At 69.2% G+C, this 22655-nt stretch carries 19 protein-coding genes and 1 pseudogene; 9 read left to right on the top strand and 11 right to left on the bottom strand.

The genetic code is table 11. From position 1 onward, the window contains the following. Window positions 1–28: 28 nt before the first annotated feature. A complete protein-coding gene (locus ABI385_RS03080; RefSeq protein WP_348102266.1) occupies window positions 29–862 on the bottom strand; it encodes a biotin--[acetyl-CoA-carboxylase] ligase in 834 nt (277 codons plus the stop codon). A 67-nt stretch (window positions 863–929) separates the two neighbouring features. Here ABI385_RS03080 and ABI385_RS03075 point away from each other — a divergent pair, with 67 nt between their 5' ends. From ABI385_RS03075 to ABI385_RS03065, 3 genes are all read left to right on the top strand, one after another. Then, window positions 930–2576 (top strand): acyl-CoA carboxylase subunit beta, encoded by a 1647-nt coding sequence (locus ABI385_RS03075; protein ID WP_348102294.1) that lies wholly within the window; start codon window positions 930–932, stop codon window positions 2574–2576. Further along, the gene (locus tag ABI385_RS03070) at window positions 2573–2800 is read left to right on the top strand and encodes an acyl-CoA carboxylase subunit epsilon (RefSeq protein ID WP_348102265.1); all 228 of its coding nucleotides are present in this window, start codon (window positions 2573–2575) and stop codon (window positions 2798–2800) included. Before ABI385_RS03075 ends, ABI385_RS03070 begins: the two co-directional genes overlap by 4 nt. Before the next feature lie 154 nt (window positions 2801–2954). Continuing rightward, window positions 2955–3719: a DUF1932 domain-containing protein gene (locus ABI385_RS03065; RefSeq protein WP_348102264.1), complete on the top strand. Its 765-nt coding sequence runs from the start codon at window positions 2955–2957 to the stop codon at window positions 3717–3719. Window positions 3720–3735: 16 nt separating this feature from the next. On the opposite strand, the gene ABI385_RS03060 is transcribed toward ABI385_RS03065, so the two are convergent. Next, window positions 3736–3954 carry a hypothetical protein gene (locus ABI385_RS03060; RefSeq protein ID WP_348102263.1) on the bottom strand — a complete coding sequence of 73 codons (219 nt, stop codon included), beginning with the start codon at window positions 3952–3954 and terminating at the stop codon, window positions 3736–3738. Between the two features lie 318 nt (window positions 3955–4272). Here ABI385_RS03060 and ABI385_RS03055 point away from each other — a divergent pair, with 318 nt between their 5' ends. Next, window positions 4273–5787 (top strand): TldD/PmbA family protein, encoded by a 1515-nt coding sequence (locus tag ABI385_RS03055; protein WP_348102262.1) that lies wholly within the window; start codon window positions 4273–4275, stop codon window positions 5785–5787. After that, complete coding sequence (locus ABI385_RS03050; RefSeq protein WP_348102261.1) at window positions 5787–7217, top strand: metallopeptidase TldD-related protein; 1431 nt, start codon at window positions 5787–5789, stop codon at window positions 7215–7217. The genes ABI385_RS03055 and ABI385_RS03050 overlap by 1 nt, the downstream gene beginning before the upstream one ends. A 393-nt stretch (window positions 7218–7610) precedes the next feature. On the opposite strand, the gene ABI385_RS03045 is transcribed toward ABI385_RS03050, so the two are convergent. After that, entirely contained in the window at window positions 7611–8678 is a 1068-nt protein-coding gene (locus tag ABI385_RS03045; RefSeq protein WP_348102260.1) for a hypothetical protein, read from the bottom strand. A gap of 72 nt (window positions 8679–8750) precedes the next feature. Here ABI385_RS03045 and ABI385_RS03040 point away from each other — a divergent pair, with 72 nt between their 5' ends. Next, on the top strand, window positions 8751–10481 hold the full coding sequence (locus ABI385_RS03040; protein ID WP_348102259.1) for a DUF885 domain-containing protein: 1731 nt from the start codon (window positions 8751–8753) through the stop codon (window positions 10479–10481). A 527-nt stretch (window positions 10482–11008) separates the two neighbouring features. Here the strand turns inward: ABI385_RS03040 and ABI385_RS03035 are convergent. Beyond that, window positions 11009–12403: an NAD-dependent malic enzyme gene (locus ABI385_RS03035; RefSeq protein ID WP_348102258.1), complete on the bottom strand. Its 1395-nt coding sequence runs from the start codon at window positions 12401–12403 to the stop codon at window positions 11009–11011. Between the two features lie 103 nt (window positions 12404–12506). Here ABI385_RS03035 and ABI385_RS03030 point away from each other — a divergent pair, with 103 nt between their 5' ends. Next, a complete protein-coding gene (locus tag ABI385_RS03030) occupies window positions 12507–14375 on the top strand; it encodes a cation:proton antiporter (RefSeq protein WP_348102257.1) in 1869 nt (622 codons plus the stop codon). 245 nt (window positions 14376–14620) lie between these two features. Continuing rightward, complete coding sequence (locus tag ABI385_RS03025) at window positions 14621–15292, top strand: Maf family protein (protein WP_348102256.1); 672 nt, start codon at window positions 14621–14623, stop codon at window positions 15290–15292. A 102-nt stretch (window positions 15293–15394) separates the two neighbouring features. On the opposite strand, the gene ABI385_RS03020 is transcribed toward ABI385_RS03025, so the two are convergent. Genes ABI385_RS03020 through ABI385_RS03010 form a run of 3 tightly spaced genes read right to left on the bottom strand, consistent with a single transcriptional unit; the run spans window position 15395 to window position 19465 of the window. Further along, window positions 15395–16705 carry a hypothetical protein gene (locus ABI385_RS03020; RefSeq protein ID WP_348102255.1) on the bottom strand — a complete coding sequence of 437 codons (1311 nt, stop codon included), beginning with the start codon at window positions 16703–16705 and terminating at the stop codon, window positions 15395–15397. Between the two features lie 7 nt (window positions 16706–16712). Next, window positions 16713–18296 carry an acyl-CoA carboxylase subunit beta gene (locus ABI385_RS03015; protein WP_348102254.1) on the bottom strand — a complete coding sequence of 528 codons (1584 nt, stop codon included), beginning with the start codon at window positions 18294–18296 and terminating at the stop codon, window positions 16713–16715. Next, window positions 18293–19465, bottom strand: coding sequence for an acyl-CoA dehydrogenase family protein (locus tag ABI385_RS03010; RefSeq protein ID WP_348102253.1), 1173 nt, complete (start codon window positions 19463–19465; stop codon window positions 18293–18295). Before ABI385_RS03010 ends, ABI385_RS03015 begins: the two co-directional genes overlap by 4 nt. A 51-nt stretch (window positions 19466–19516) precedes the next feature. Here ABI385_RS03010 and ABI385_RS03005 point away from each other — a divergent pair, with 51 nt between their 5' ends. Next, complete coding sequence (locus tag ABI385_RS03005) at window positions 19517–19918, top strand: MerR family DNA-binding transcriptional regulator (RefSeq protein ID WP_348102252.1); 402 nt, start codon at window positions 19517–19519, stop codon at window positions 19916–19918. A gap of 132 nt (window positions 19919–20050) precedes the next feature. Here ABI385_RS03005 and ABI385_RS03000 read toward each other — a convergent pair whose 3' ends face one another. The 4 genes and pseudogenes from ABI385_RS03000 to ABI385_RS18425 all read right to left on the bottom strand — a co-directional run. Then, complete coding sequence (locus tag ABI385_RS03000; RefSeq protein ID WP_348102251.1) at window positions 20051–20980, bottom strand: TIGR01777 family oxidoreductase; 930 nt, start codon at window positions 20978–20980, stop codon at window positions 20051–20053. After that, window positions 20977–21675: a TetR family transcriptional regulator gene (locus tag ABI385_RS02995; RefSeq protein WP_348102250.1), complete on the bottom strand. Its 699-nt coding sequence runs from the start codon at window positions 21673–21675 to the stop codon at window positions 20977–20979. Before ABI385_RS02995 ends, ABI385_RS03000 begins: the two co-directional genes overlap by 4 nt. Before the next feature lie 131 nt (window positions 21676–21806). Next, window positions 21807–22310: a hypothetical protein gene (locus ABI385_RS02990; RefSeq protein WP_348102249.1), complete on the bottom strand. Its 504-nt coding sequence runs from the start codon at window positions 22308–22310 to the stop codon at window positions 21807–21809. A gap of 190 nt (window positions 22311–22500) precedes the next feature. Further along, a pseudogene (locus ABI385_RS18425) lies at window positions 22501–22647 on the bottom strand (BTAD domain-containing putative transcriptional regulator); the annotation flags it as partial. Between the last annotated feature and the right edge of the window lie 8 nt (window positions 22648–22655).

Here is a 22655-nt window from a genome sequence, read left to right as displayed (position 1 = left end):
CCCGTCATCATGCCCAACCCGCGACGGCTCACCCATCCAGCCTGACGTGGACCACGTCACCGGCAGCCCAGGCCGTGGGCCCGCCGGGTCCATCGATCACCAGTCGACCCTCGGCGTCGATGTCGACGGCGACCCCGACGACATCGATAGCCCCGTTTGTCTCAGCGCGGGTCATCCGCACGCGCCGGCCGAGCGTCGAGCAGCGGGTGCGGTACTCGGCCGCCAGACCCGACAGCCCTGTCGGCCCTGCCAGCGCCCCCCCGGTGACCGGCGCCTCCACGAGAGCGGCGTACCGGTCGGCGAGCCGCTGCAGATAGGCCACCACGAGGTCGGTTCCGGTCGACTCCGTGACGCGGGCTCCGGCCAGCAGCAGTGACGTCGCGGTCTCGACAGGCAGCTGCGCGCGGCTCTGGCTGACGTTGATGCCAGCACCGATGACGACCAACGGCCCGGCGCGGGCCGTCACCACCTCGCAGAGGATGCCGCTGACCTTGCGGTCGTCGTCCGACGGCAGCAGGACGTCGTTGGGCCACTTGAGCACCGCCGCCAGGGATGTCGTCGCCTCGACCGCCTCGGTCACGGCCAGTCCGGTGAGCAGGGGCAGCCAGCCGGCGCCGGACGCAGGCACCGGAACCGTCGCCGAGACCGCGACGGACCTCCCGGGCGGGGCATCCCAGCGGCGAGCCAACCTGCCGCGGCCGGCGCTCTGGTGGTCGGCGACCACCACGACCCAGGGCCGGCCGAGCCGCGTGGCACGAGCGTTGGTGGAACCGATGCTGTCATGGTGCTCCACCTCGGTCCAGCCTGATCCGCGCGTGACCAGCGCCGCACGCAGAACCTCGGGATCGAGCGGGGGAGCCACGAGGGTCAAGGCTAGGCTCCCGGGCATGTCATCGACGCCCGCCGTGAAGCCCGCGGTGACGCCCGCCATGACGCCCGCGGTGACGCCCGCTGCGGAACAGGCCGAGCCCCCGGGCCCGGACCTCGGGACCACCGCCGGCAAACTAGCCGAGCTCAAGCGCCGCGTCGCCGAGGTCGCGCATGCGGGTTCCGAACGCGCCGTCGAGAAGCAGCACGCCCGGGGCAAGAAGACCGCCCGCGAACGGCTGGAGATGCTCCTCGACGAAGGCACTTTCATCGAGATGGACAAGTTCGCGCGGCACCGCAGCACCGCGTTCGGCCAGGACCAGAACCGGCCCTACGGTGACGGTGTGGTCACCGGGTACGGCCAGGTCGACGGACGTCAGGTCGCCGTGTTCGCCCAGGACTTCACGGTGTTCGGGGGCTCGTTGGGCGAGGTGTTCGGCGAGAAGATCTGCAAGGTCATGGACTTCGCCATGAAGATCGGCTGCCCGGTCGTCGGGCTGAACGACTCCGGCGGCGCCCGCATCCAGGAAGGGGTGGTGGCACTCGGCCTCTACGCCGAGATCTTCCGGCGCAACGTGCACGCGAGCGGCGTCGTCCCCCAGATCTCCCTCGTTCTCGGCCCGTGTGCGGGTGGTGCCGTCTACTCCCCCGCCATCACCGACTTCACGGTCATGGTCGACCAGACCTCGCACATGTTCATCACCGGGCCCGACGTGATCAAGACGGTCACCGGCGAGGTCGTCACCATGGAGGAGCTCGGCGGCGCCCACACCCACAACACCAAGTCCGGGGTTGCCCACTACATGGCCACCGACGAGCAGGACGCGATCGACTACGTCAAAGCCCTGCTGTCATACCTGCCGTCCAACAACCTCGAGGAGCCACCAACATACGAACCCCCGCCGGAAAGCAGGTCGCTCGACGTGACCGACGAAGACCGCTGGCTCGACACGTGCATCCCCGACTCGCCGAACCAGCCCTATGACATGCACGAGGTGGTGCGGCACATCGTGGACAGGGCGGACGACTCCGCTGACTTCTTGGAGGTCCAGCAGCTCTTTGCGCCCAACATCATCACTGGCTTCGCCCGGATCGCCGGTATGCCGGTGGGTGTCGTCGCGAACCAACCGATGCGGTTCGCCGGGTGCCTCGACATCGACGCCTCCGAGAAGGCCGCGCGGTTCGTGCGGACCTGCGACGCGTTCAACGTCCCGGTGCTGACCTTCGTCGACGTGCCGGGTTTCTTGCCGGGCACCGACCAGGAGTGGGACGGGATCATCCGGCGCGGCGCCAAGCTCCTGTATGCCTACGCCGAGGCGACCGTGCCGCTCGTCACCGTCATCACCCGCAAGGCGTACGGCGGGGCGTACGACGTGATGGGTTCCAAGCATCTCGGTGCCGACATCAACCTCGCCTGGCCTACGGCTCAGATCGCCGTGATGGGAGCGCAGGGAGCCGTGAACATCCTCTACCGTAAGGAGATAGCCGCCGCGCAGGCCGCCGGTCGCGACGTCGAGAAGACGCGTCAGGAGTTCGTCCGGGACTACGAGGAGCAACTGGCCAACCCCTACATCGCGGCCGAGCGCGGTTACGTCGACACGGTGATCTCCCCGTCCAACACCCGGATGCATGTCACCCGCGCGCTGCGCGCCCTCAAGACCAAACGAGAGACGCTGCCGCCGAAGAAACACGGGAACATCCCCCTATGAGTGACTGGCAGCCGGGGCCGGACGACGTGCTCGTCATCAGTGCCGGGAGGCCGACCGACGAGGAGCTGGCCGCGCTCGTCACGGTGCTGTCGGCTCTTGCGACAGCCGGCGAGAACGCCGGACGGACCGCGGCACAACGGGTTTGGGCCTCGCCGGCCGCCCGGCTACAGACCGCCTACGGACCAGCATGCGGTGGGTGGCGCACCTCCGGCCTGCCCCACTGACGACTCCCGGGGGCCGGCCGCCCAGGAGCGGCCGACTCGACACCGCCGGCGCAGCGAACCGGAAGCGTAAAAGATTGGACCCCCCAGAGGGGGCGGATGCTTCACGCAGGGTGGCATCGTGGGGTCACTGGCCAGACGGTTCGGGGGTGATCAGATGAGCACTATTGCTGTCCTGCATCCGGGAGCGATGGGCGCCGAGGTCGGCAGGGCCCTGGTCGATGTGGGCGCACGAGTGCGTTGGCTCCCGGCCGGGCGTGGAAAAGCCACCCAGCGTCGAGCCGAGGACGCGGGCCTCGTGGCAGCAGAAGGTCTTTCGGGATGTGATCTCGTGATCTCCGTATGCCCGCCTGGCTCGGCTCTCGACGTGGCCCGCGCGGTGCGCGGCTTCACTGGCCTCTACCTGGACGCCAACGCGATCAGCCCGAGAACCGCAGCCGAGGTGGCAGGCGTGGTCTCGGAGGGCGGCGCGACCTACGTCGACGGCGGCATCATCGGCGGGCCGCCGACGGTGCACGGGGCCACCCGGCTCTACGTGTCCGGCTCGCACGCCCACCAGGTCGCCTACGAGTTCGTGGGCTCGCGGCTCGAGGCCATCGTGCTCGAGTCCGGGCCGTATGCCGCCTCGGCCACCAAGATGGTCTATGCGTCGTGGACGAAGATCAGCTCGGCGCTGCTACTGGCCGTGCGAGGCACCGCGGCCGCCTACGACGTCGACGATGCGCTGCTCGCCGAGTGGGCGATGTCGCAGCCCGAGGTCGAGGCGCGGTCGGACCGCGCTGCGGCGTCAGCCGCAGCCAAGGGCTGGCGGTGGGAGGCCGAGATGCGCGAGATCGCAACAACATTCGCCGAGGCCGGTCTCCCTGCGGGGTTCGGCGAGGCGGCCGCGGAGATCTTCGGGAAGCACAACCGTCCCGACTGATCGGCTGGCCGGGTGATCAGGTCAGCTGGCGGCGCGCTTCACCAGGTCCGCGATCTGCTTCTCGACCGCTGGCGTCAGCTCGGTCAGGGCGAAGGCCGTCGGCCACATCGCGCCGTCGTCGAGGGTTGGCCGGGTCGATGAAGCCGAGCGTCGCATACCGTGCGGTGAACGTGAACGCACCCTGGAAGAAGCACACAACCTTGGCGTAGGCGGGCATCCCGGCACGCTCCTTCATCGCCGCCCGCTCCTCCTGTGTGAGGGCGGGTGCTGTCTTCGTCGTGGCCGCCGTCTTTCGCGTGGACTTCTGGGGGTGACTCGTGCGAGCTCCTTCCTCTCGGGATCGCCAGGTCCATTGTTCGCAACTTGCCGTGGGATCGCTTCTCGTGTCCTGACCGAACTCAGATGTCCGTCGACAAGTCGGACAGCAACGCGGACAGACCCACAAACGTCAGAGTCCGGTGGGGTGGCCGGTGGCCGCCGCTCATTCCGTCCGAGCGACGGAGGGCCCCGCAGGGGGTTGGCATAGGTTGGCAGGCGACGAAAGGATCCCTGGATGTCTCGGACGCCCCGTGTCAACGCCGAGTTCCTCGCGCTGCCGCTGTCGGTGCTCGCCGACGCCGCACTCACGCGGGCCCGCGAGCTGGGCGCCGAATACGCCGCGTTGCGGGTGGTCTCGACGCGTACCCAGTTCCTCACCCTGCACGACCTCGACCTGGAGACGTCGATCACCTCCGACGACGTCGGGCTCGCGGTTCGCGTCGTGCACGACGGCAGCTGGGGGTTCGCCGCCGGGGTGGTGCTTGCGCCCGGGGAGGCCGCGCGGCTCGCCGAGCGCGCGGTCGCCGTCGCGCAGGTGTCCGGACAGGTCTCCACCGATCGGGTCGTGCTCGCCGACGAGCCGGCATACCCGGATGGGCAGTGGTCCTCGCCCTACGAGGTCGACCCGTTCACCGTGAGCGACCCGGACAAGATCGCCGCGCTGGTCGACCTGTCGGAACGGCTCAAGGCCGAGGACGGCGTCGACCACACCCAGGCCACGCTGCAGGCCGTGCGCGAGAACGTCTTCTACGCCGACCTCGCGGGCACCTCCACGACCCAGACCCGGATCCGGATCGAGCCCGAGCTTACGGCGACCACGGTCGACCGGGCCACGGGGGCGTTCGAGACGATGCGCACCCTGTCTCCCCCGGCGGCTGCCGGCTGGGAGTACGTCCTCGGGGCCGAGGCCGACCTCGCCGGTCAGATCGCGGAGATCCCGGAGCTGCTCGCCGCCAAGGTCAAGGCCCCCAGCGTCCGAGCCGGCGACTACGACCTCGTGATCGACGGAACCAACCTGTTCCTCACGATCCACGAGTCCATCGGGCACGCGACCGAGCTCGACCGGGTACTGGGATACGAAGCGGCCTATGCCGGAACGTCGTTCGCGACCTTCGACAAGCTGGGCACCTTCCAGTACGGCTCTCCGGTCATGAACGTCACGGGCGACCGCGACACCGACTGGGGTCTCGCGAGCGTCGGCTGGGACGACGAGGGCGTCGCCGGACAGCACTGGGACATCGTCAGGGACGGCATCCTCGTCGGATACCAGACCGACCGGGCGATGGCCTCGCTCAAAAGCCTGGGACGCAGCAACGGCGCCGCGTATGCCGACAGCGCCCGGCACGTGCCGCTGCAGCGGATGGTCAACGTCAGCCTCCAACCCGACCCGTCGGGAGGTTCGGTCGAGGACCTCGTAGCACAGGTCGACGACGGCATCTACATCGTCGGTGACAAGTCGTGGTCGATCGACATGCAGCGCTACAACTTCCAGTTCACCGGCCAGCGGTTCTTCCGGATCGAGAACGGCGCGATCACGGGTCAGCTGCGCGACGTGGCGTACCAGGCGACCACCACCGACTTCTGGCGCTCGATGGAAGCCGTCGGCGGCCCGTCGACGTTCTACCGAGGTGGGGCACTCAACTGCGGGAAGGCTCAACCAGGTCAGGTCTCCCCCGCGAGCCACGGCACCCCGGCGGCGCTCTTCCGAGGCGTACGGATCCTCAACACCGTGCAGGAGGCGGGTCACTGATGACGCAGCTGTCCACCCCTCAAGAGGTCGTCGAAGCCGCCCTGGCCGCGGCGACGACCAAAGGAACCGTGGTCATCGTCACCGACCGGTCCGAGGCCAACCTGCGCTGGGCCAACAGCTCCCTGACGACGAACGGCGAGATGTCGTCGCGGTCGGTCACCGTGGTCGCGACCTCCCCGTCCGGCGACGGGACCGCATCAGGTGTGGTCGACCGGACGGTGACGTCCGCCGCGCAGGTGCGCGCTCTCGTCGAGGAGGCAGAGGCGGGTGCCCGGGCGGCGGAGGCGGCTTCGGACGCGGCGCCACTGGTGACGCCCGAGCTCGCGGGTGTCGGGTCCGACTTCGGCCTGAAACCCGAGACGACGAGCATCGGCGCGTTCGCGGACGTGGCCGCCGACCTCGGCGAGGCGATGCGAGGCGGTGGTGCGACCCGTCTGCACTTCGGGTTCGCCGAACAGGTGGTCGACAGCGTCTACCTCGGATCCTCGACAGGCGTGCGGCTGCGACACGTGCAGCCCACCGGCCGCCTCGAGATGAACGCCAAGAACGCCGACTGGTCCGCATCGAGCTATCTCGGTTTCACCCTGCGGGACCCGTCGGAGGCGGACGTCGGAGCTGCCGACGCAGAGCTCACTCGGCGGCTGGGCTGGGCCGAACGGTCCATCGACCTCCCCGCCGGCCGCTACGAGACGATCCTGCCGCCGACCGCGCTCGCGGACCTGCTGATCTACGCATACTGGCTCGCCGAGGCCAAGGCTGCCGACGAGGGCCGATCTGCGTTCTCCCGCAAGGGCGGTGGGGCCAGGATCGGCGACCAGCTCGCGACTCTGCCGGTGGAGATCTTCAGCGACCCCGGGCGACCTGGGTTGGAGTGCGCGCCGTTCGTCGTCGCGCGGACCTCGTCGTCGGACACCTCCGTGTTCGACAACGGGCTGCCGATCCCGCGTCAGGACTGGGTCTCACGCGGCAAGCTGGTCGCACTGTCCGGCTCGAGGTCGTATGCCTCGACAGCGTCCGGACCCTCAGCCCCGGCAGCCTCGGCATCCGGGACACCGGTTCGTCTGGCGGCCGACAACCTGATCCTCGAGGCGCCCGGTGCCTCCGGCTCGGTCGACGACCTGGTGGCATCGACCTCGCGCGGGCTGCTGCTCTCGACGATGTGGTATATCCGGATCGTCGACCCGCAGACCCTGCTGATGACGGGCCTGACACGCGACGGCGTCTACCTCGTCGAGGACGGTGAGGTCGTCGGGGCGGTCAACAACTTCCGGTGGAACATCTCGCCGCTCGACGTCCTCAACCGCATCACCGAGATCGGCGAGACGGTCCGGTGCTACCCGAGGGAGTGGGGCGACTTCTTCACGCGCACAGCGATGCCACCGGTCCGGGTGAGCGACTTCAACATGAGCAGCGTCAGCCAAGCCCGTTGACAGCCGTTGACAGGCGTTGACAGGCGCTGACTGACGCTGACAGCCGCTGACTGGGGGCTGACTGGCGCTGACTGCCGGCTAGCCGTCGAACCTGGCCGCGAGCCGCCCCCTTAGTCGAAGGTCTCGGTCACCTGGGTGGTACTGGGGGTGAGCGCGACCAGCTCCCAGCGCCACCGGTGCTTCAGTGGGTGCTGCCACTCGACGACCTCGTTCTCGACCAGGTCGGTCACGCGCCCACGACCACGCGTCGCGCCACCTTCCGGGAGCCCCGTCGACCTCGGTCACCGCGACGCTTGTCATGGGCCGACCATATCCAGGCTTCTGCCGATGCCGGACCGCGCTCTCGAGATGGCCCGGATCATCTTTGACCACTCCCCTCTCCCCCCGCCGTGGTCAGCCGTAGCGGTGGCGGCGGAGCCCACTGCGCACCAGGTATGCCGCGCCGGCGGCGGTGAGGATCGCGACACATACCCACAGCAGCAGTGCTCCACCGAAACCGTCGAGGGACACCTTCAACGCGAACGCACCCAGATAGGTGAGCAACCCGAAGGTCCACAACAGCGGGTCCCTGCCGCCGTGCCGTCCGAACCCGGGAGGCGACGACCGACGGGCGGCGCGGAACCTCACCCAAGGCACGACTAGCGCGAAGACGAACAACACGACATTCAGCGCCGTTCCCCACGAGACGCTGCACCAGAGCAGCCCGGCTTGCAGCACGACGAGGAACCAGACCACCCAGTACCCACCGCGAAGTGGCGCGACCAGGCTCGAGTCGACCCGCTGGATCGCCTCGCCGTGCCGTGGGTCGAGGCGGACGCCCTGGCGGAAGGACTCGGCGCGGGCGGCGGGAGCGGCACCGGTGCCGGTCACCTGAGCCAGGAGGTATGCGGCGTCCGCGTTACCGGGGTCGATCGCGAGAACGGCCTGGATGTCGGCGACGAGCGTGGCTCGGCCCTGCGTGTCGTAAGGTCCGAGCCGGCCCCGGTCGACCGTCGCCTTGAGCAGTAGCACCTGGGGGTTCTGCGGCGCCAGGGCCACGGCGTGGAGGACGGCGGCGTGCGCCTTGTCCCAGCGCACCACGCTGCGCTGCTCCAGGGCGGTGGCCCGCGCGTAGGCGACGTCGGCGTCGAACGGGGCCATCTCGCACGCCCGGTCGAGGAGCTGCTCACCTTCACGGGCGCGCGTGAACGTCACCGTCAACGACGCGCCGAGCAGTGCGACGGCCGTGGCGTCCTCGGGTTCCAGGGCGATGGCGCGGCGCAGGAGCTCGATCGCTGGGCCCAGGTTGCTGCGGCCACCTACGCCGAGGCGGCACCGGGCAGCCTCGACGAGCAGCTCAGGGGCGTCCGGGTGGGCGGCGAGGGCCGGCATGACCAGGTGCAGCGCCGCCTGTGGGCGGCGCAGGTCCCGTAGCGCCCGTGACCTCGCGACCACGGCCACGACCTCCTCGTCCCTCCCCATCCGGCCATCCTCCCGCTCGACCGCTCGAATCCTCCGTGACGGTCGTCGGGGCACGGGTATACGTTTCCGGGCGTGACTTCAGACACCAGCGCGACCACTCACACCCCCGCCAGCGCCGAGCCGACGACCAGACCCGCCACCGAGGTCGACGGCATCGCGGAGGAGTACTTCGCTGCGTCCATCGAGCTCAGCCCGATCGGTGCGACGTATGCCGGTCTCCCCGGTCACGACCAGGACCTCGACGACTTCTCTCCGGCCGGCCAGCAGGCCTTCTCCGAGCTGCGCCAGCGGACCCTGGCTCAGCTCGCGGCAGCAACCCCCGCCGACGACGTCGACCGCGTGACCATCGCCGCGATGCGCGACCGGCTCGAGCTGGCCGAGCAGATCCACGAGTCGGGTCTCGAGGAGATGTCCCTCAACGTGATCGCCTCCCCGTTGCAGGGCATCCGCGACATCTTCGACCTGATGCCGCAGGACAGCAACGACGGGTGGGCGACCTTCGCGACCCGCATGACCAAGATCCCGGCCGCCGTCTCGCAGTACCAGGAGTCTCTCCTCGCCGCCAAAGCCAAGGGCAACGTCGCCCCCCGCCGGCAGGTGGAGGCATGCGCCGCGCAGTGCGACGATCTCGTCGCCGACGACGGCTATTTCGTCACCATCGTCACGGGCGCCCGGTCCGGCGGCGAGAGGCTGAGCGGCAGCCATCACGACGACCTGAGCGCCGCCGCCCAGCAGGCGTCCGACGCATACCGGGGATTGGCGCAGTTCCTGCGGACCGAGCTGCTCGACGCGGCTCCGGAGGCCGACGCTTTCGGCGTCGAGCGCTACGCACTCATGTCACGCTATTTCGTCGGGGCCACGGTCGACCTCGAGGAGACCTACCGTTGGGGTATCGAGGAGTGCGCCAGCCTCGACGCGCAGATGCGCGCCGTGGCGGAGCAGATCGCACCGGGAGCGGGTGTCAAGGAGGCGATCACCGCCCTCGAGGCCGACCCGAAGTACAAGCTCGAAGGCAAGGCGGCACTCAAGGACTGGATGCAGACCACCGCCGACCAGGTGATCGCCAACCTGACCGACGTCTACTTCGACATCCCGGAGCCGGTTCGCACCATCGAGTGCATGATCGCGCCGACGGAGCAGGGCGGCATCTACTACACCCAGCCGAGCGGCGACTTCAGCCGCCCGGGTCGGATGTGGTGGTCGGTTCCCAAGGGCGTCACCGAGTTCGGGACCTGGAAGGAGCTGACGACCGTTCATCACGAGGGCGTTCCCGGGCACCACCTGCAGGTGGGTCAGACGGTCTTCCGGTCCGACCTGCTCAACACCTGGCGCCGCCTCGAGGCCTGGACCTCCGGGCACGGAGAGGGATGGGCTCTGTACGCCGAGCGGCTGATGGCCGAGCTCGGCTATCTGGACGACCCGGGCTACCGGATGGGCTGGCTCGACGGGCAGTCGCTGCGCGCCGCGCGAGTGGTCATCGACATCGGGGTGCACTGCGGGTTCGAGGCGCCCGTGGAGGTCGGCGGGGGGGACTGGACCTACGACAAGGCGTGGCAGTTCCTCACGGCACACGCCAACCAAGGCGAGGCGTGGCTACGGTTCGAGCTCAACCGCTACCTCGGTTGGCCGGGCCAGGCGCCGTCCTACAAGATCGGCGAACGACTGTGGTTGCAGCTGCGCAAGGAGGTCGAGGCGCGCGAGGGGGACGCCTTCGACATGAAGGCGTTCCACCGGCGGGCGCTCGACATCGGTGGCGTGCCGCTCGACACGCTGCGCGAGGCCGTGCTGGGCGAGCTGACCTGACGGGCTGGCAGCGAGAACCTGGCGCCCTGGCAGTGGGAACCCTGACGGACTTGGGGACGGGGACCCGGACGGACTTGGGGACGGGGACCCGGACGGACTCGGACGAGAGGACCGACCCGGACGAACCTCCGGCCCTCGCCGCGGCGACCGTTCACCCGACTGAACTCACATTCTTATCGGTCCTGACCAGTGATGGACCGTCGAAACCACGAGAGACGTGAGTTTCGTCGCGAAGAACGTGAGTTCGGCCGGCAACAGGACTGGTCTGTGGCCTGCTTGCTTGACGGACCTCCCGACTGCTAGAACCGAACATCAGCTCGAGCCGAGGGGGCTTTGGCGGTGGCGGTCACGGTGTCGGCTCCCGCGCCCGTCGTTCGCGGCGGCGGTGCCCCCCCGAGACCCGGTTCGCTGAGCCGGTGTTGCCGGGGCGGGTGGCTGCGGCGTTGGGGCTGCCGGGCCAGAAAACCATGACACCGCAACCAGACACGAAACCCGACTCTCGGCCGCCGGACTCACTGGAACAACGCTCACGGCCGAGCAGGGACTCTCGCCGAGCTGATGATCGCGTCTGCCACGGCCCCGGCAACTGAGGGGTCGAACACGCTGGGAACGATGTAGGAGGCATTCAGACGCGACGCGTCCACCACGTCGGCGAGCGCGTCGGACGCAGCGAGCATCATCTCGTCGGTGATGTCTCTAGCCCCGGAGTCCAGCAGCCCGCGGAAGACACCGGGGAACGCGAGGACGTTGTTGATCTGGTTCGGGTAGTCCGAACGTCCGGTGGCCACCACCGACGCATACCGAAGGGCGATCGTGGGGTCGATCTCCGGGTCAGGATTGGCCAGCGCGAAGATGATCGCCCCGGGCGCCATCGCCTCGACGTCCTGCTCCACGAGGATGTCCGGTGCCGAGACGCCGATGAACACGTCAGCGCCGACCATCGCGTCGGACAACGACCCGGTCAGGCCCCGGCCGTTGGTCAGGGAGGCGATCTCGGTGAGGTTCGGGTCCATCCCCGCGCGGCCACGGTGCACGATCCCGACCACGTCGACAGCGGTGATGTTCGCCGGCCCGCGGTGCAGCAGCAGACGGATGATCGCCGACCCGGCCGCACCCGCCCCCGACACGACGATGTTGCAGTCCTCGATCCGCTTGCCCACCACGCGCAACGCGTTCCGCAGCGCCGCCAGGACGCAGATCGCGGTCCCGTGCTGGTCGTCGTGGAAGACCGGGATGTCCAGCTCTGCTCGCAGCCGACGCTCGATCTCGAAACACCGTGGCGCGGCGATGTCCTCGAGGTTGATGCCTCCGTAGACCGGGGCGATGATCTTGACGGTCCGGATGATCTCCTCGGTGTCCGTCGTGTCCAGGCATACGGGCCACGCGTCGACTCCGGCAAACTTCTTGAACAGCGCCGCCTTGCCCTCCATCACCGGCAGGGCCGCCGCCGGGCCAAGGTTTCCGAGGCCGAGCACCGCGGTCCCGTCGGTGACCACCGCCACCGTGTTCCGCTTGATTGTCAGCCGCCGGGCGTTCTCGGGGTGCGCCGCGATGTCGAGGCAGACGCGCGCGACACCAGGGGTGTATGCCCGCGAAAGGTCGTCGCGGTGGCGCAGCGGCACCTTTGGGGTGACCTCGATCTTGCCGCCGAGGTGGATCAGGAAGGTTCGGTCCGAGACCTTCCCGACCGTTACGCCAGGCAGCTCACCGAGCGCCTGGCTCATCTCGGTCGCGTGCTCCTCCGACGCGGCGTTGGTCGTCAGGTCGACCGTCATCATGCCGCCGACGGAGTCCACCACGTCGAACGCGGTCACGACGCCGCCGCACCGACCGATCACCCCCGTCAGCTCGGCAGCGGCGGTCGGCGCGCTCGGCACGTCGACGCGCATCGTCACGGAGTAACCCGGGCCTGGGGTGGTCATCGTTGGTCCATATCAGCCGGAGGGGAGGTGGTCTGAGCCGCTCGATAGTACCGAGCGCCCGCCGTCCCGCGCGGGCGGACTGACTGACTGAGACAATCCCTGCGTGTCCATCGCCCTGACGCTCGTCGCATTGGTCGCCGTCGTCGTCGGGGCCTCCGCCCTCGCCAGACGCACCGGCTCCTCCGCGCCCCTCCTGCTCACTGTGGTCGGCATCATCTTGTCGTTCGTCCCCGCGATGCCAGAGGTGACCGTGGGGCCCGAGGTGATCTTGTTCGGGATCCTGCCACCCTTGTTGTATGCCGCCTCGATCCGCACGTCGCTCGTCGACCTGCGGTCGAACAAGAACGTCATCGGCCTGCTCTCCGTCGGGCTGGTCGCGTTCACGGCGGCTGGTGTCGGGCTCGTGGCCTGGAAGCTGCTCGACATACCGATCGCCGCTGCCGTCGCCCTCGGCGGCGTCGTTGCGCCGCCCGACGCAGTCGCCGCCACGGCGGTCGCACGCCGGATCGGCCTTCCCCGACGGGTCATCACCATCCTCGAGGGAGAGTCCCTGTTCAACGACGCGACGGCGATCGTCATCGTCCGCTCGGCCATCGTCGCGATCGCGGGGACGGTCACCTTCGTCGAGGTGGGCGTCGACTTCCTGATCGCGTCGGTGGGTGGCATCCTCGTCGGCATCGCAGCGGCATGGGTGCTTGCGCAGGTGCGCCACCGGGTCACCGACACCACGACCGACACGGCGATCTCGTTCCTCGCCCCGTGGGTGGCCTACCTACCGGCCGAGCTCGTACACTCCTCCGGCGTTCTTGCCGTCGTCGTCTGCGGGATCCTGCTGGGACACAAGGCTCCGGTGATCCAGACCGCCCAGTCCCGCACGGCAGAGAGACTCAACTGGACGACAATCCAGTACATCCTCGAGAACGCCGCGTTCCTCGTCATCGGTCTGCAGGCTCACGCGATCATCGACCGCGTCTCGGACTCGCCACTTGGGTTGTGGCGCTCGCTGTGGGCCGCCATCGCGGTGCTGTTCACGGTAGTAGTGCTGCGGCCGATCTGGATCCTGAGCTTTGGTTTTGTACTCCAGCTGACGCCGGGCCTCAACCGGCCGACTACTTTCTGGCGCAACGGGACCGTGCTGTCGTGGGCAGGAATGCGCGGCGTCGTGACGCTCGCGGCGGTCAACCTGCTGCCGCAGGACACGCCCCAACGCGCCACCCTCATCTTCATCGCCCTCGTCATAGTGGTGGCGACCCTGCTCGTCCAGGGACTGACCCTGCCTGCGCTGGCCCGGCTGCTCGACGTCCGGGCGCCCGACCCTCGAGAGGACGCCCTCCAGTCCGCCACCGTCCTGCAGCGGGCGGTCGCTGCCGGCAACGCCGAGCTGGAACGCCGGGTCACCGACGACACGCCGCCGGAGATCGTCGAACAGCTTCGCGCGGTGGGCCAGCGGCGCACCTTTCTCGCCTGGGAGCGTCTCGGAGTCACGAACAGGGACGCGCCGAGCCCGACTGAGACCTACCGGCGGCTGCGGAAGCAGATGCTGATCGCCGAGCGCGAAGAGGTGCTCGAGCTGCGCGACGGCGGCACCATCCCTCACGACGTCCTCGAAGAGGTGATGCAGACCCTGGACCTCGAGGAGTCGATGCTCACCGTGGTCGAGGACCAGCTGGACCAGTACCAGGAGCGCCTCATCGTCACACCCGAGGCGCAGCGCGGTGACTGCGAGCACCTTCGCGAGGCGCCGGCGAACGCTACTCCCGGGACTCCGCAAGGGTGCGGCGACTGCCTGCGCGAGGGCCTGACCTGGGTCAGTCTGCGGATGTGCCTCGACTGCGGCAACGTCGGCTGCTGCGACTCGTCGATCGGCAACCACGCGACCAACCACTACGAGGCCAGCGAGCACCCGGTCATGCGTAGTTTTGAGCCCGGCGAGGCCTGGCGCTGGTGCTACGTCGACGAGATCCTTGGCTGACTGCTCAACCGGCGTCGGGTGCGCGAGTCAGTCGGCGACCGTCGTCGGCCGCGGGGAGGTTATCCACAGGCCGTCGACACGGCTTCGCTCCGTGGCCCGGGCAATGACGCTTGCGTCGAGCGACGTGACGCCCCTTACATGGTAGGTCGAGTAACACGACGCAGCCTCGAGTGGCCTGAGGGCAGGCGTCGCGTCTCGCCGCCGAAAGGACCGTCGTTTCTGGACCGCACCTTTAGGGTCGCGGTATGCCTGCCACGACCCTCCAGCTCGTGCTCGCCAGCGCGTCCGCGGCCCGCCGGGCGACCCTGCGGTCGGCCGGAGTCGAACCGACCGTGATTGTGAGCGACGTCGACGAGGCGACCGCCGTCACCGAGGCGGAACAGCGGTTCGGACCCCTCGAACCCGCCGACATCCCCCTGTTGCTCGCTCGCGCCAAGAGTGATGCCGTCGCCGACCAGCTGAGCGGGACCTTGGGCGCCGCGATCGTGCTGGGCTGTGACTCGGTGCTCGAGCTCGACGGCGAGGTGCACGGCAAGCCGGCAGACGCCGTCGAGGCAACGTCACGATGGCGCCAGATGCGCGGGCGGTCGGGCACGCTGCATACCGGTCACTGGTTGCGCGACGAGCGGGACGCCGAGCAGGGCGGGACATCCGGGACGTTCGGCGCGACGGCCTCGACGCTGGTCCGCTTCGCCGACCTGAGCGATGCGGAGATCGACGCCTACGTCGCCACCGGCGAACCCCTGAACGTCGCCGGAGCGTTCACCGTCGACGGCCTCGGTGGCGCCTTCGTCAGCGGCATCGAGGGAGACCACCACAACGTCGTGGGTCTCTCGCTGCCGTTGCTGCGTGAGCTGCTGGGCCAGATCGGCATCGCGTGGTTCGACCTCGCTCACCCGCGGCGGGTCGGGTCCTGACACCCGGGGACTGAGCCGCCTTCGTCAGGCTGGACGACGCCTGAGGTCGTGGGCCGCGACAGTCAGCCTCATGAGGCCACGACGGGTGACGCCTCGGCGCCGTCACGGGAAGTAGATCGGCCCGTCGAGGTGGCTGACGATGAGGTAGTTCTGGATCCACCAGACCTGCTGGACCAGGCCGAGGACGGCGACGACGACCAGGCCGGGGATCGCAAACCTTCGCCACCAGCGCAGCTTGAGGAACCAGGCGATGAACAAGGTGAAGGTGAACGCCAGGATCGCGTAACGAAGCCTCGACGGTCCGGTGTTGGTGACGAGCAGCTGGTATGCCGGATAGGCCCCGGCCCAGCCCCAGAGCTCAGGCCCCCAGCGCCACGACCGATGCGTCAGCATGAACCAGGCGAACCCGGCGAGCATGACGATGCCCAGAATCGGTCCGAGGGACCCATAGGCGAACCCGAGGTAGTTCCACCAGCTCGACAGCTTGATGTCGGTCCCGATCTTCCAGGCCCCCATCGTCTGCGCGTAGCCGGTGGGTACCCCGGTCGCCCGACCGATGAGGAACGGCCACAGCCCGGCCAGAACCGCCGCCTCGACCGTGAGCACCCCGATGAGGATCCGGTCGCGCAGCCGGAACTGCGCACCCTCGGTCCGCCATCGCACGATCCAGTGGGCGATGAGCACGGGAGCCATGGCGGCCACGACGTTGCGGGTGAACGCGAGCAGGACCAGCACGACGACCACCCACCAGTACTGGCGTGCCCGGATCAGGGTGAGCGTGAGGACGACGAGCAGCAGGGCCAGCGACTCCGTGTAGCTCGCCTGCAGGATCGGGGCGCTGATGAACGTGCACACCCCGATGACGGCGACGACAGCCTCCCACCGCCCGACGGCCCGGTCGACCAGCCGGTAGAGCAGCCAGATCGCCACGGCGCCCATCACCGTCGCCGTCAGGCTGCCGACGACGTAGAAGTCACCTCCGGTCAGGCGCATCAACGCCGCGACGATCAGGGGGAACAGCGGGAAGAACGCCCATGCGTTCATGTCGACCTGACCCAGGTCGTCGAGCGGCAGCGGGTTGGGGTAGCCGTAGGTGGCGATCTGCTGGTACCACTGGCCGTCCCAGTTCCCCATCACGGCCCAGTAGCCGGGTGCCTCACCGGTCGGGAACATGATCCGCAAGATCCCGTTCGGGGCCGGCAGCGCGATCTGCGAGCGCTGCGTGATCAGGACGACCACAACCACGAATACCCGGGTCGCGGCGTACACGGCGAGCGGGAACCACACCTCGAACCGGCGCCACCACGGCGTATGCGTGCCAGCCTCCGACGCCGCCGTCTCGCGGGCAGCGGTGGCGTGGGTGACGGCGGTCAGGGGGCACCTCGGGATGGCGGCGAGAGGGGGACGGTGCAAGCGTAGGTCAGACCGGAGGCACGGACCTCCTGCGCTCGCTGAAGGCCCGGTCCCGCCTGGACGCGTAGCGCAGCCGTCGCAGCAGCTCAGAGCGCAGCTCCTCGGCCTCGATCACTCCGTCGAGCACGAGGTCGGCGGCGAGTCGCTCGAGGTCGACGTCCTGCTCGTACTCCCGGCGCTTCTCCGCCACGAACGCGTCGCGCGCCGCAGCTCCCGAGTCCGCCTCGACCTGGGCGATGGTGTTGGCGTAGACGGCGTTGACTGCTGCCTCGGGGCCCATCACCGCAATCCGGGCGGTGGGCAGCGCGAGGGTGGCATCGGGCATGAACCCAGGCCCGCCCATGGCGTAGAGGCCTGCGCCATAGGCCTTGCGGACGATGACGCAGAACTGCGGCACGGTTGCCGACGCTACCGCGGAGACCATCTTGGCGCCGTGCCGGATGATGCCGCCCCGCTCGACCTCCGAACCGATCATGAAACCGGGCACATCGGCGAGGTAGATCAGCGGGATCGAGAAGGCGTCGCACAGCCAGATGAACCGCGCGGCCTTGTCGGCGCTGTCGGTGAACAACACGCCCCCCTTGACTGCCGAGTTGTTCGCGACGATGCCGACGCTCTCACCCCCCATCCGGCCGAACCCGATGACGAGCTCGGCGGCATAGAGCGGCTTGATCTCGAAGAACGACCCGTCGTCGACCAGGCCGTCGACCACCTCGTGCACGTCGAACGGCACCGACTCACGCTCGGGGATGACCTCGCGCGTCAGCGGCACGGCCGGCTCCTCGGCGTCGTAGGAGGGCGGGGCGTCCCGCCAGGTGCCCGGCAGGTAGGAGAAGTAGAGCCGGGCCAGCTCGATCGCCTCGGCGTCGTCCTGGGCCAGCAGGTCGCCGCACCCCGAGACGGTGCAGTGCATCCGGGCACCTCCCATCTCCTCGAGCGAGATCTTCTCCCCCACGACCATCTCGGCCATCCGGGGGCTGCCGAGGTACATGGAGGCGTTGCCCTCGACCATGATCACGATGTCGCAGAAGCTCGGGATGTAGGCCCCGCCGGCGGCGCTCGGACCGAACAGGCAGCAGATCTGCGGCACCCGGCCGGACAGGGCGACCTGGTTGTGGAAGATGTGGCCTGCCCCGCGCCGGCCCGGGAACATCTCGACCTGGTCGGTGATCCGGGCGCCGGCAGAGTCAACGAACCAGAAGACGGGTAGCTCCTCGCGCAGCGCCATCTCGGTCGCCCGGACGATCTTCTCGACCGTCCGTGCCCCCCACGACCCGGCCTTGACGGTGGGGTCGTTCGCGATGACGACGACCGGTCGGCCGTCGACGGTGCCCCGCCCGGTCACCACGCCGTCGGCGGGCAGCCCGCTTGCGGTCGCGTTGGCATAGCGGCCGTCCTCGACGAACGACTCGTCGTCGAGCAGCAGACCGACCCGGTCTCGGACGTAGATCTTGCCTTGGCTGTCGAGCTTGGCCTTGGCTTTGTCGGTCGGTTTCGCCGACGCCTCGTATGCCTGGTGCAGGCGCTCGCGGACGTCGCCGACCCGGGGGTCGGTGGCAGGCGCGCTGACACTCGGGTCGGTCTCGGTCACGCCGGCAGACCCAGCCCACGGGCGATGAGCATCCGCTGGACCTCGGAGGTGCCCTCGCCGATCTCGAGGATCTTCGCGTCGCGGTAGAACCGCGCCACGGGGTACTCCTCCATGAACCCGTTACCACCGAAGACCTGCGTGGCGACCCTCGTCGCGGTCACGGCGGCCTCGGTCGAGTAGAGCTTGGCGACGGCTGCGGCCTGCTTGACCTCGCGCACCGAACGACGGCCCGCGTGCAGCTCGTCCTTGAGCCAGGCCGCCTTGTAGGTCAACATCCGCGCCGCCTCGACCGACACCGCCAGGTCGGCGATGGGGAACGACACGCCTTGGTTCGCCCCGATGGGGCGGCCGAACGCCTGCCGGCTCGAGGCATACCCGGTGGCCAGCTCGAGGCAGGCCTGCGCGCAGCCCAGCGCCAGCGCACTGATCGCGATGCGGCCGTCGTCGAGGGTCTTGAGGAACTGTTTGAAACCCTTTCCCTGTTCGCCGAGCAGGTTGCCGACGGGGACCCGGCAGTCCTGGAAAGACAGTCCGTGGGTGTCGGACACATGCCAGCCGAGCTTGCGGTATGCCGGCTCGACCACCATCCCGGGAGTGCCCGCGGGGACCAGGATCGCGGAGATCTGCGGAGAACCGTCCTCGTTGGTGCCGGTGCGGGCGGTGACCGTGACGACCGAGGTGAGGTCGGTGCCGGAGTTGGTGATGAACGCCTTGGCCCCGTTGATCACCCAGTCGTCGCCGTCGCGCACCGCACGCGTGCGGGTCGCCGCGGCGTCGGAGCCGGCCTCGGGCTCGGTGAGCCCAAAACCTGCGAGCGCCCGCCCGGCCACGAGGTCGGGCAGGAACCGTTCCTTCTGCTCGTCGCTGCCGTAGCTGAGGATCGGGTTGATGCCGAGACCCACCCCCGCCGAAAGGGTGATGCCGATCGACTGGTCCACTCGGCCGAGCTCCTCGATGGCGACCACCAGGGACATGAAGTCGGCGTCGGCGCCGCCGTACTCCTCGGGAACCACCAGGCCGAACAGGCCAAGCGCGCCCATCCTGGGGACCAGGTCGACAGGGAAGTAGGCGTCGCGGTCCCACTGCTCGATGTGCGGCGCGACCTCTGCTTCGGCGAACTCGCGCACCACTGCGCGGAAGTCCTCGTGCTCCTTGCTCAGCTCGAACATGCCTCGTCCTTACACTTGACGTTGACGTAAAGGTAAAGGATGGTGGGTCTCGTGGCAAGCGGAGTGGCCGAGGTCACGGACCCGAGCTGGACCATTGCCCAGGTGGCCGACGAGTTCGGTGTGACCCACCGCACGGTCCGGCACTACGAGGAGCTCGGGCTGATCGCACCCGAGCGTCGTGGCACCCAGCGGGTCTATCACCGCCGCGACCGGACCCGGCTCGCCCTGATCCTGCGGGGCAAACGCCTCGGCTTCCCGCTGGATGAGGTCCGCACGATCATCGACCTCTACGACGCCCCACGCGGACGCGCGTCGCAGCTGGAGTACGTCCTCGCGCAGGTCGACGAGCGGCGCGCCGACCTCGAGCAACGCCGCCGCGACCTCGACGAAGCACTGACCGAGCTCGACGGGTTCGAGGCATCCTGCCGCACCGACCTCGCCCACCTGCGGTAAGCGCCCCGTCGATCGCTGGAGCACTCACAGACCCCCAGCGATCACGACGGTGCGCCCAGGCGTCAACCCGTGGCAGCGCGACGCGGTCCCCCCGATAACGCGTCGAGGCGTCCATCGTCGTGGGGCCCTCGCTCAACCGAGGGCGACCGGCAACAGCCCCCGCGGCGTCTCGCTACGGATCTGGGCGAGGGCCGACTCCAAGGTGGGGTAGGCGAACTCGAACCCCGACTCGAGCAGGACCCGCGGTTCGACCCAGCGGCTCTTGAGCACCAGCTCGGCCTCGGTGCGGATGACCCGGGCGCCAGCCTCCAGAGCCCAGGCCGGGAGCCGGACGCCGGCGGCCAGCCCGAACTCGGCCCGCACCTCGCTCATCATCTCCGCGTTGGTGACGGCACTAGGAGCAGCGAGGTTGACCGGGCCCCTCAGCTCGGGATGGTCGAACAGGTGCGTCACCGCCCTGCCGACATCGTCGACGTGCACCCAGCTGAACATCTGCCCCCCGTCGCCCATCGGCCCACCGAACCCCAGTCGAGCGAGGTTGACGAACGGGTTGACCGCACCTCCTCCAGAGCCGAGGACGATGGCCATCCGCAGCGCGACCTTGCGGACGGATGCCGCGGAGTCGAACAGCTCGTGCTCCCAGGCACGCGCGACGGCCACGGAGAACCCCGTCCCGATCTCGCCGTCGACCTCGTCCATCGGGCGGTCCCGGGCGTCCCGGTAGATGGTCCCGGTGCTGACGTTGACCCACAGCTGCGGCGGGTGATCGACCGTCGCGAGGGCCCGCCCGAGCGCCGCTGTGGTCTCGGTCCGCGACCGGAGGATCTCGTCCGCGTTGCGCCGCGAGTACCGGCAGCTGACCGACCGGCCCGCGAGGTTGAATACTAGGTCCGCGCCCTGGAGCACGTCTGCGAGCGATCGCGGCGAGTCCCAGGTGGCGTCACTCGAACGGCCCCGGCCGATCGTGCGCACGGTGACTCCGGCGTCGACCCAGGCCCGGCGCACGGCCTGCCCGATGTATCCGGACGCGCCTGCGATGACGGCCGTCCGCAGGGTCGTCACCGGCTGGCCCCGGCTGGTGTGGCGGCTGCCGTCGGCGTCGACGCCGACGCAGGAGCGAGGAGCCCGACGACGTCGTCGACGAGCCCGCGCGCAACCGGTAGTCGGGAGAGCCGGACCGCTCGCCCCACGATCGGAGCGACCCCGTCCACCAGCCGGCGGGTACGCGCCTGGTCCGGCGAGGAGTCGACGACCCAGTGCAGGGTGATCCCCAAGTAGGCCAGCCACAACAGCATCGGCATCCGTTCGCGCAGCGCGCTCGCAGGACGGGGTCGCGACGCATCCGCGGCCTGACGCATCAGGTCGATCGCCAGCCCTCGCGCCTGCGCCGACTCGAGCGAGAACGGGCTGGCCCGCGACGACGCCGGCAGGGCGACCTGGACGAATGCGCCGCCGAACCGGTGGTAGGGCGTCATGACGTCGAGACCGGTGTGCAGGACGAGGGCGAGGTTCTCGGCGAGGGGCGCGCCCTGCCTCAACCGGGGGATCGCGAGTGCCCGGTGTTCGCGCTGGACCACGAGGTAGAGCTCGTGGACGAGGTCGTCCTTGCTCGCGAAGTAGTAATAGGCGTTGCCGAGCGAGACACCTGCGGCGTCGGCGATGCGCCGCATGGTCGTCGCCTCGAAGCCGTCCTCCCGGAACATCGCCAGCGACGACTCGACGAGCTTGTCGCGCGTGGCCGCGCCTCGTGCCCCCATCTCATACCTCCCGACGACTGTCTGCCCACCATAGTCAGAAAGTTGAACACGTTCAAGTTTGATTCGCCACCCCTCCACCTGGCCACCGCGTTCCTCGCCACCTCTTTTCGAGTTATGGGCCGCGGCGGCGGCTATTTGACCCAGAGCTGGGAGATATCCGGCCCGAAGCCGCCGCGCTGCTGGAAGTTCCCGACCCGTTCCGACACAACGTCCACGCGTCTGTGGTTGCCGAGGGTTAGGAAGGCAGCGGCGTCCGTGAGCCGACGGTCGACCTCCGTCCACTTGGTGAGGGCGGCGTTGGGGTCACTGACGCCCAAGTCGTATGCAGTCTTGGCGAGTGCGTCGATCTCGGGGTCGCAGAACTGGTTGGGGTTGGGGGCGCGACACGACGCTTCCGCGTCATAGAACGTGGCGGGGCTGGGATAGTCAGGGACCCATCCCCACATGGTGAAGATCTGGTCCTTGGCCAAGGCAGGCGAGATCGGGTCGGTAATACCGGTTGGGATGTCCTCGATGGTCACGGTGTATCCCAAGCCCCGCAGGACTGTGGCGATGTAGGCAGGGAAGGCCCGGTACACCGCCGCCGTGAACCGGTGGATCGTGATAGGGATCTGCGTGGTTCCCGACTCCTTCACCAGGGCTTTGGCCTTGTCCAGGTCCGGGCCGAGGTAGGGACCGTAGGCGGGGCCGGTCTAGTAGGGGCAGTACGGGCGGTACCCGGGGAAGCCGGGCGGCAGCAACTGGCAGCTGAGCGTCGCCGCCGCAGTACGGGAGTGCGGCGTCGGTGGTGTAGTCCAGGGCCGGGTCCTGGCGCAGGATCCGGCCGTGCAGGGTGCGGACCTCCTGGCCCGGCTGCACCCCCAGCTCGTCGTCGAGCAGGTGCTGGACGTTCCGGTAGGCAGCCAGGGCATCCGCCTGGCGACCAGAGCGGTACAAGGCCAGCATCCGCAGCGCCGACAACCGCTCCCGCAGCGGATGCG

Origin of the sequence: Lapillicoccus sp. (genome assembly GCF_039935575.1) — a bacterium.
GTDB lineage: Bacteria > Actinomycetota > Actinomycetes > Actinomycetales > Dermatophilaceae > Lapillicoccus.
This window is presented reverse-complemented; position numbering and strand designations above follow the sequence as displayed.

What these genes read in the sequence shown, in the direction of transcription:
- ABI385_RS03075 (WP_348102294.1), top strand. Translation starts at nt 930, where the DNA reads ATGACGCCCGCGGTGACGCCCGCTGCGGAACAGGCCGAGCCCCCGGGC.
- ABI385_RS03070 (WP_348102265.1), top strand. Translation starts at nt 2,573, where the DNA reads ATGAGTGACTGGCAGCCGGGGCCGGACGACGTGCTCGTCATCAGTGCC.
- ABI385_RS03065 (WP_348102264.1), top strand. Translation starts at nt 2,955, where the DNA reads ATGAGCACTATTGCTGTCCTGCATCCGGGAGCGATGGGCGCCGAGGTC.
- ABI385_RS03060 (WP_348102263.1), bottom strand. Translation starts at nt 3,954, where the DNA reads ATGAAGGAGCGTGCCGGGATGCCCGCCTACGCCAAGGTTGTGTGCTTC.
- ABI385_RS03055 (WP_348102262.1), top strand. Translation starts at nt 4,273, where the DNA reads ATGTCTCGGACGCCCCGTGTCAACGCCGAGTTCCTCGCGCTGCCGCTG.
- ABI385_RS03050 (WP_348102261.1), top strand. Translation starts at nt 5,787, where the DNA reads ATGACGCAGCTGTCCACCCCTCAAGAGGTCGTCGAAGCCGCCCTGGCC.
- ABI385_RS03045 (WP_348102260.1), bottom strand. Translation starts at nt 8,678, where the DNA reads ATGGGGAGGGACGAGGAGGTCGTGGCCGTGGTCGCGAGGTCACGGGCG.
- ABI385_RS03035 (WP_348102258.1), bottom strand. Translation starts at nt 12,403, where the DNA reads ATGACCACCCCAGGCCCGGGTTACTCCGTGACGATGCGCGTCGACGTG.
- ABI385_RS03025 (WP_348102256.1), top strand. Translation starts at nt 14,621, where the DNA reads ATGCCTGCCACGACCCTCCAGCTCGTGCTCGCCAGCGCGTCCGCGGCC.
- ABI385_RS03010 (WP_348102253.1), bottom strand. Translation starts at nt 19,465, where the DNA reads ATGTTCGAGCTGAGCAAGGAGCACGAGGACTTCCGCGCAGTGGTGCGC.
- ABI385_RS02995 (WP_348102250.1), bottom strand. Translation starts at nt 21,675, where the DNA reads ATGGGGGCACGAGGCGCGGCCACGCGCGACAAGCTCGTCGAGTCGTCG.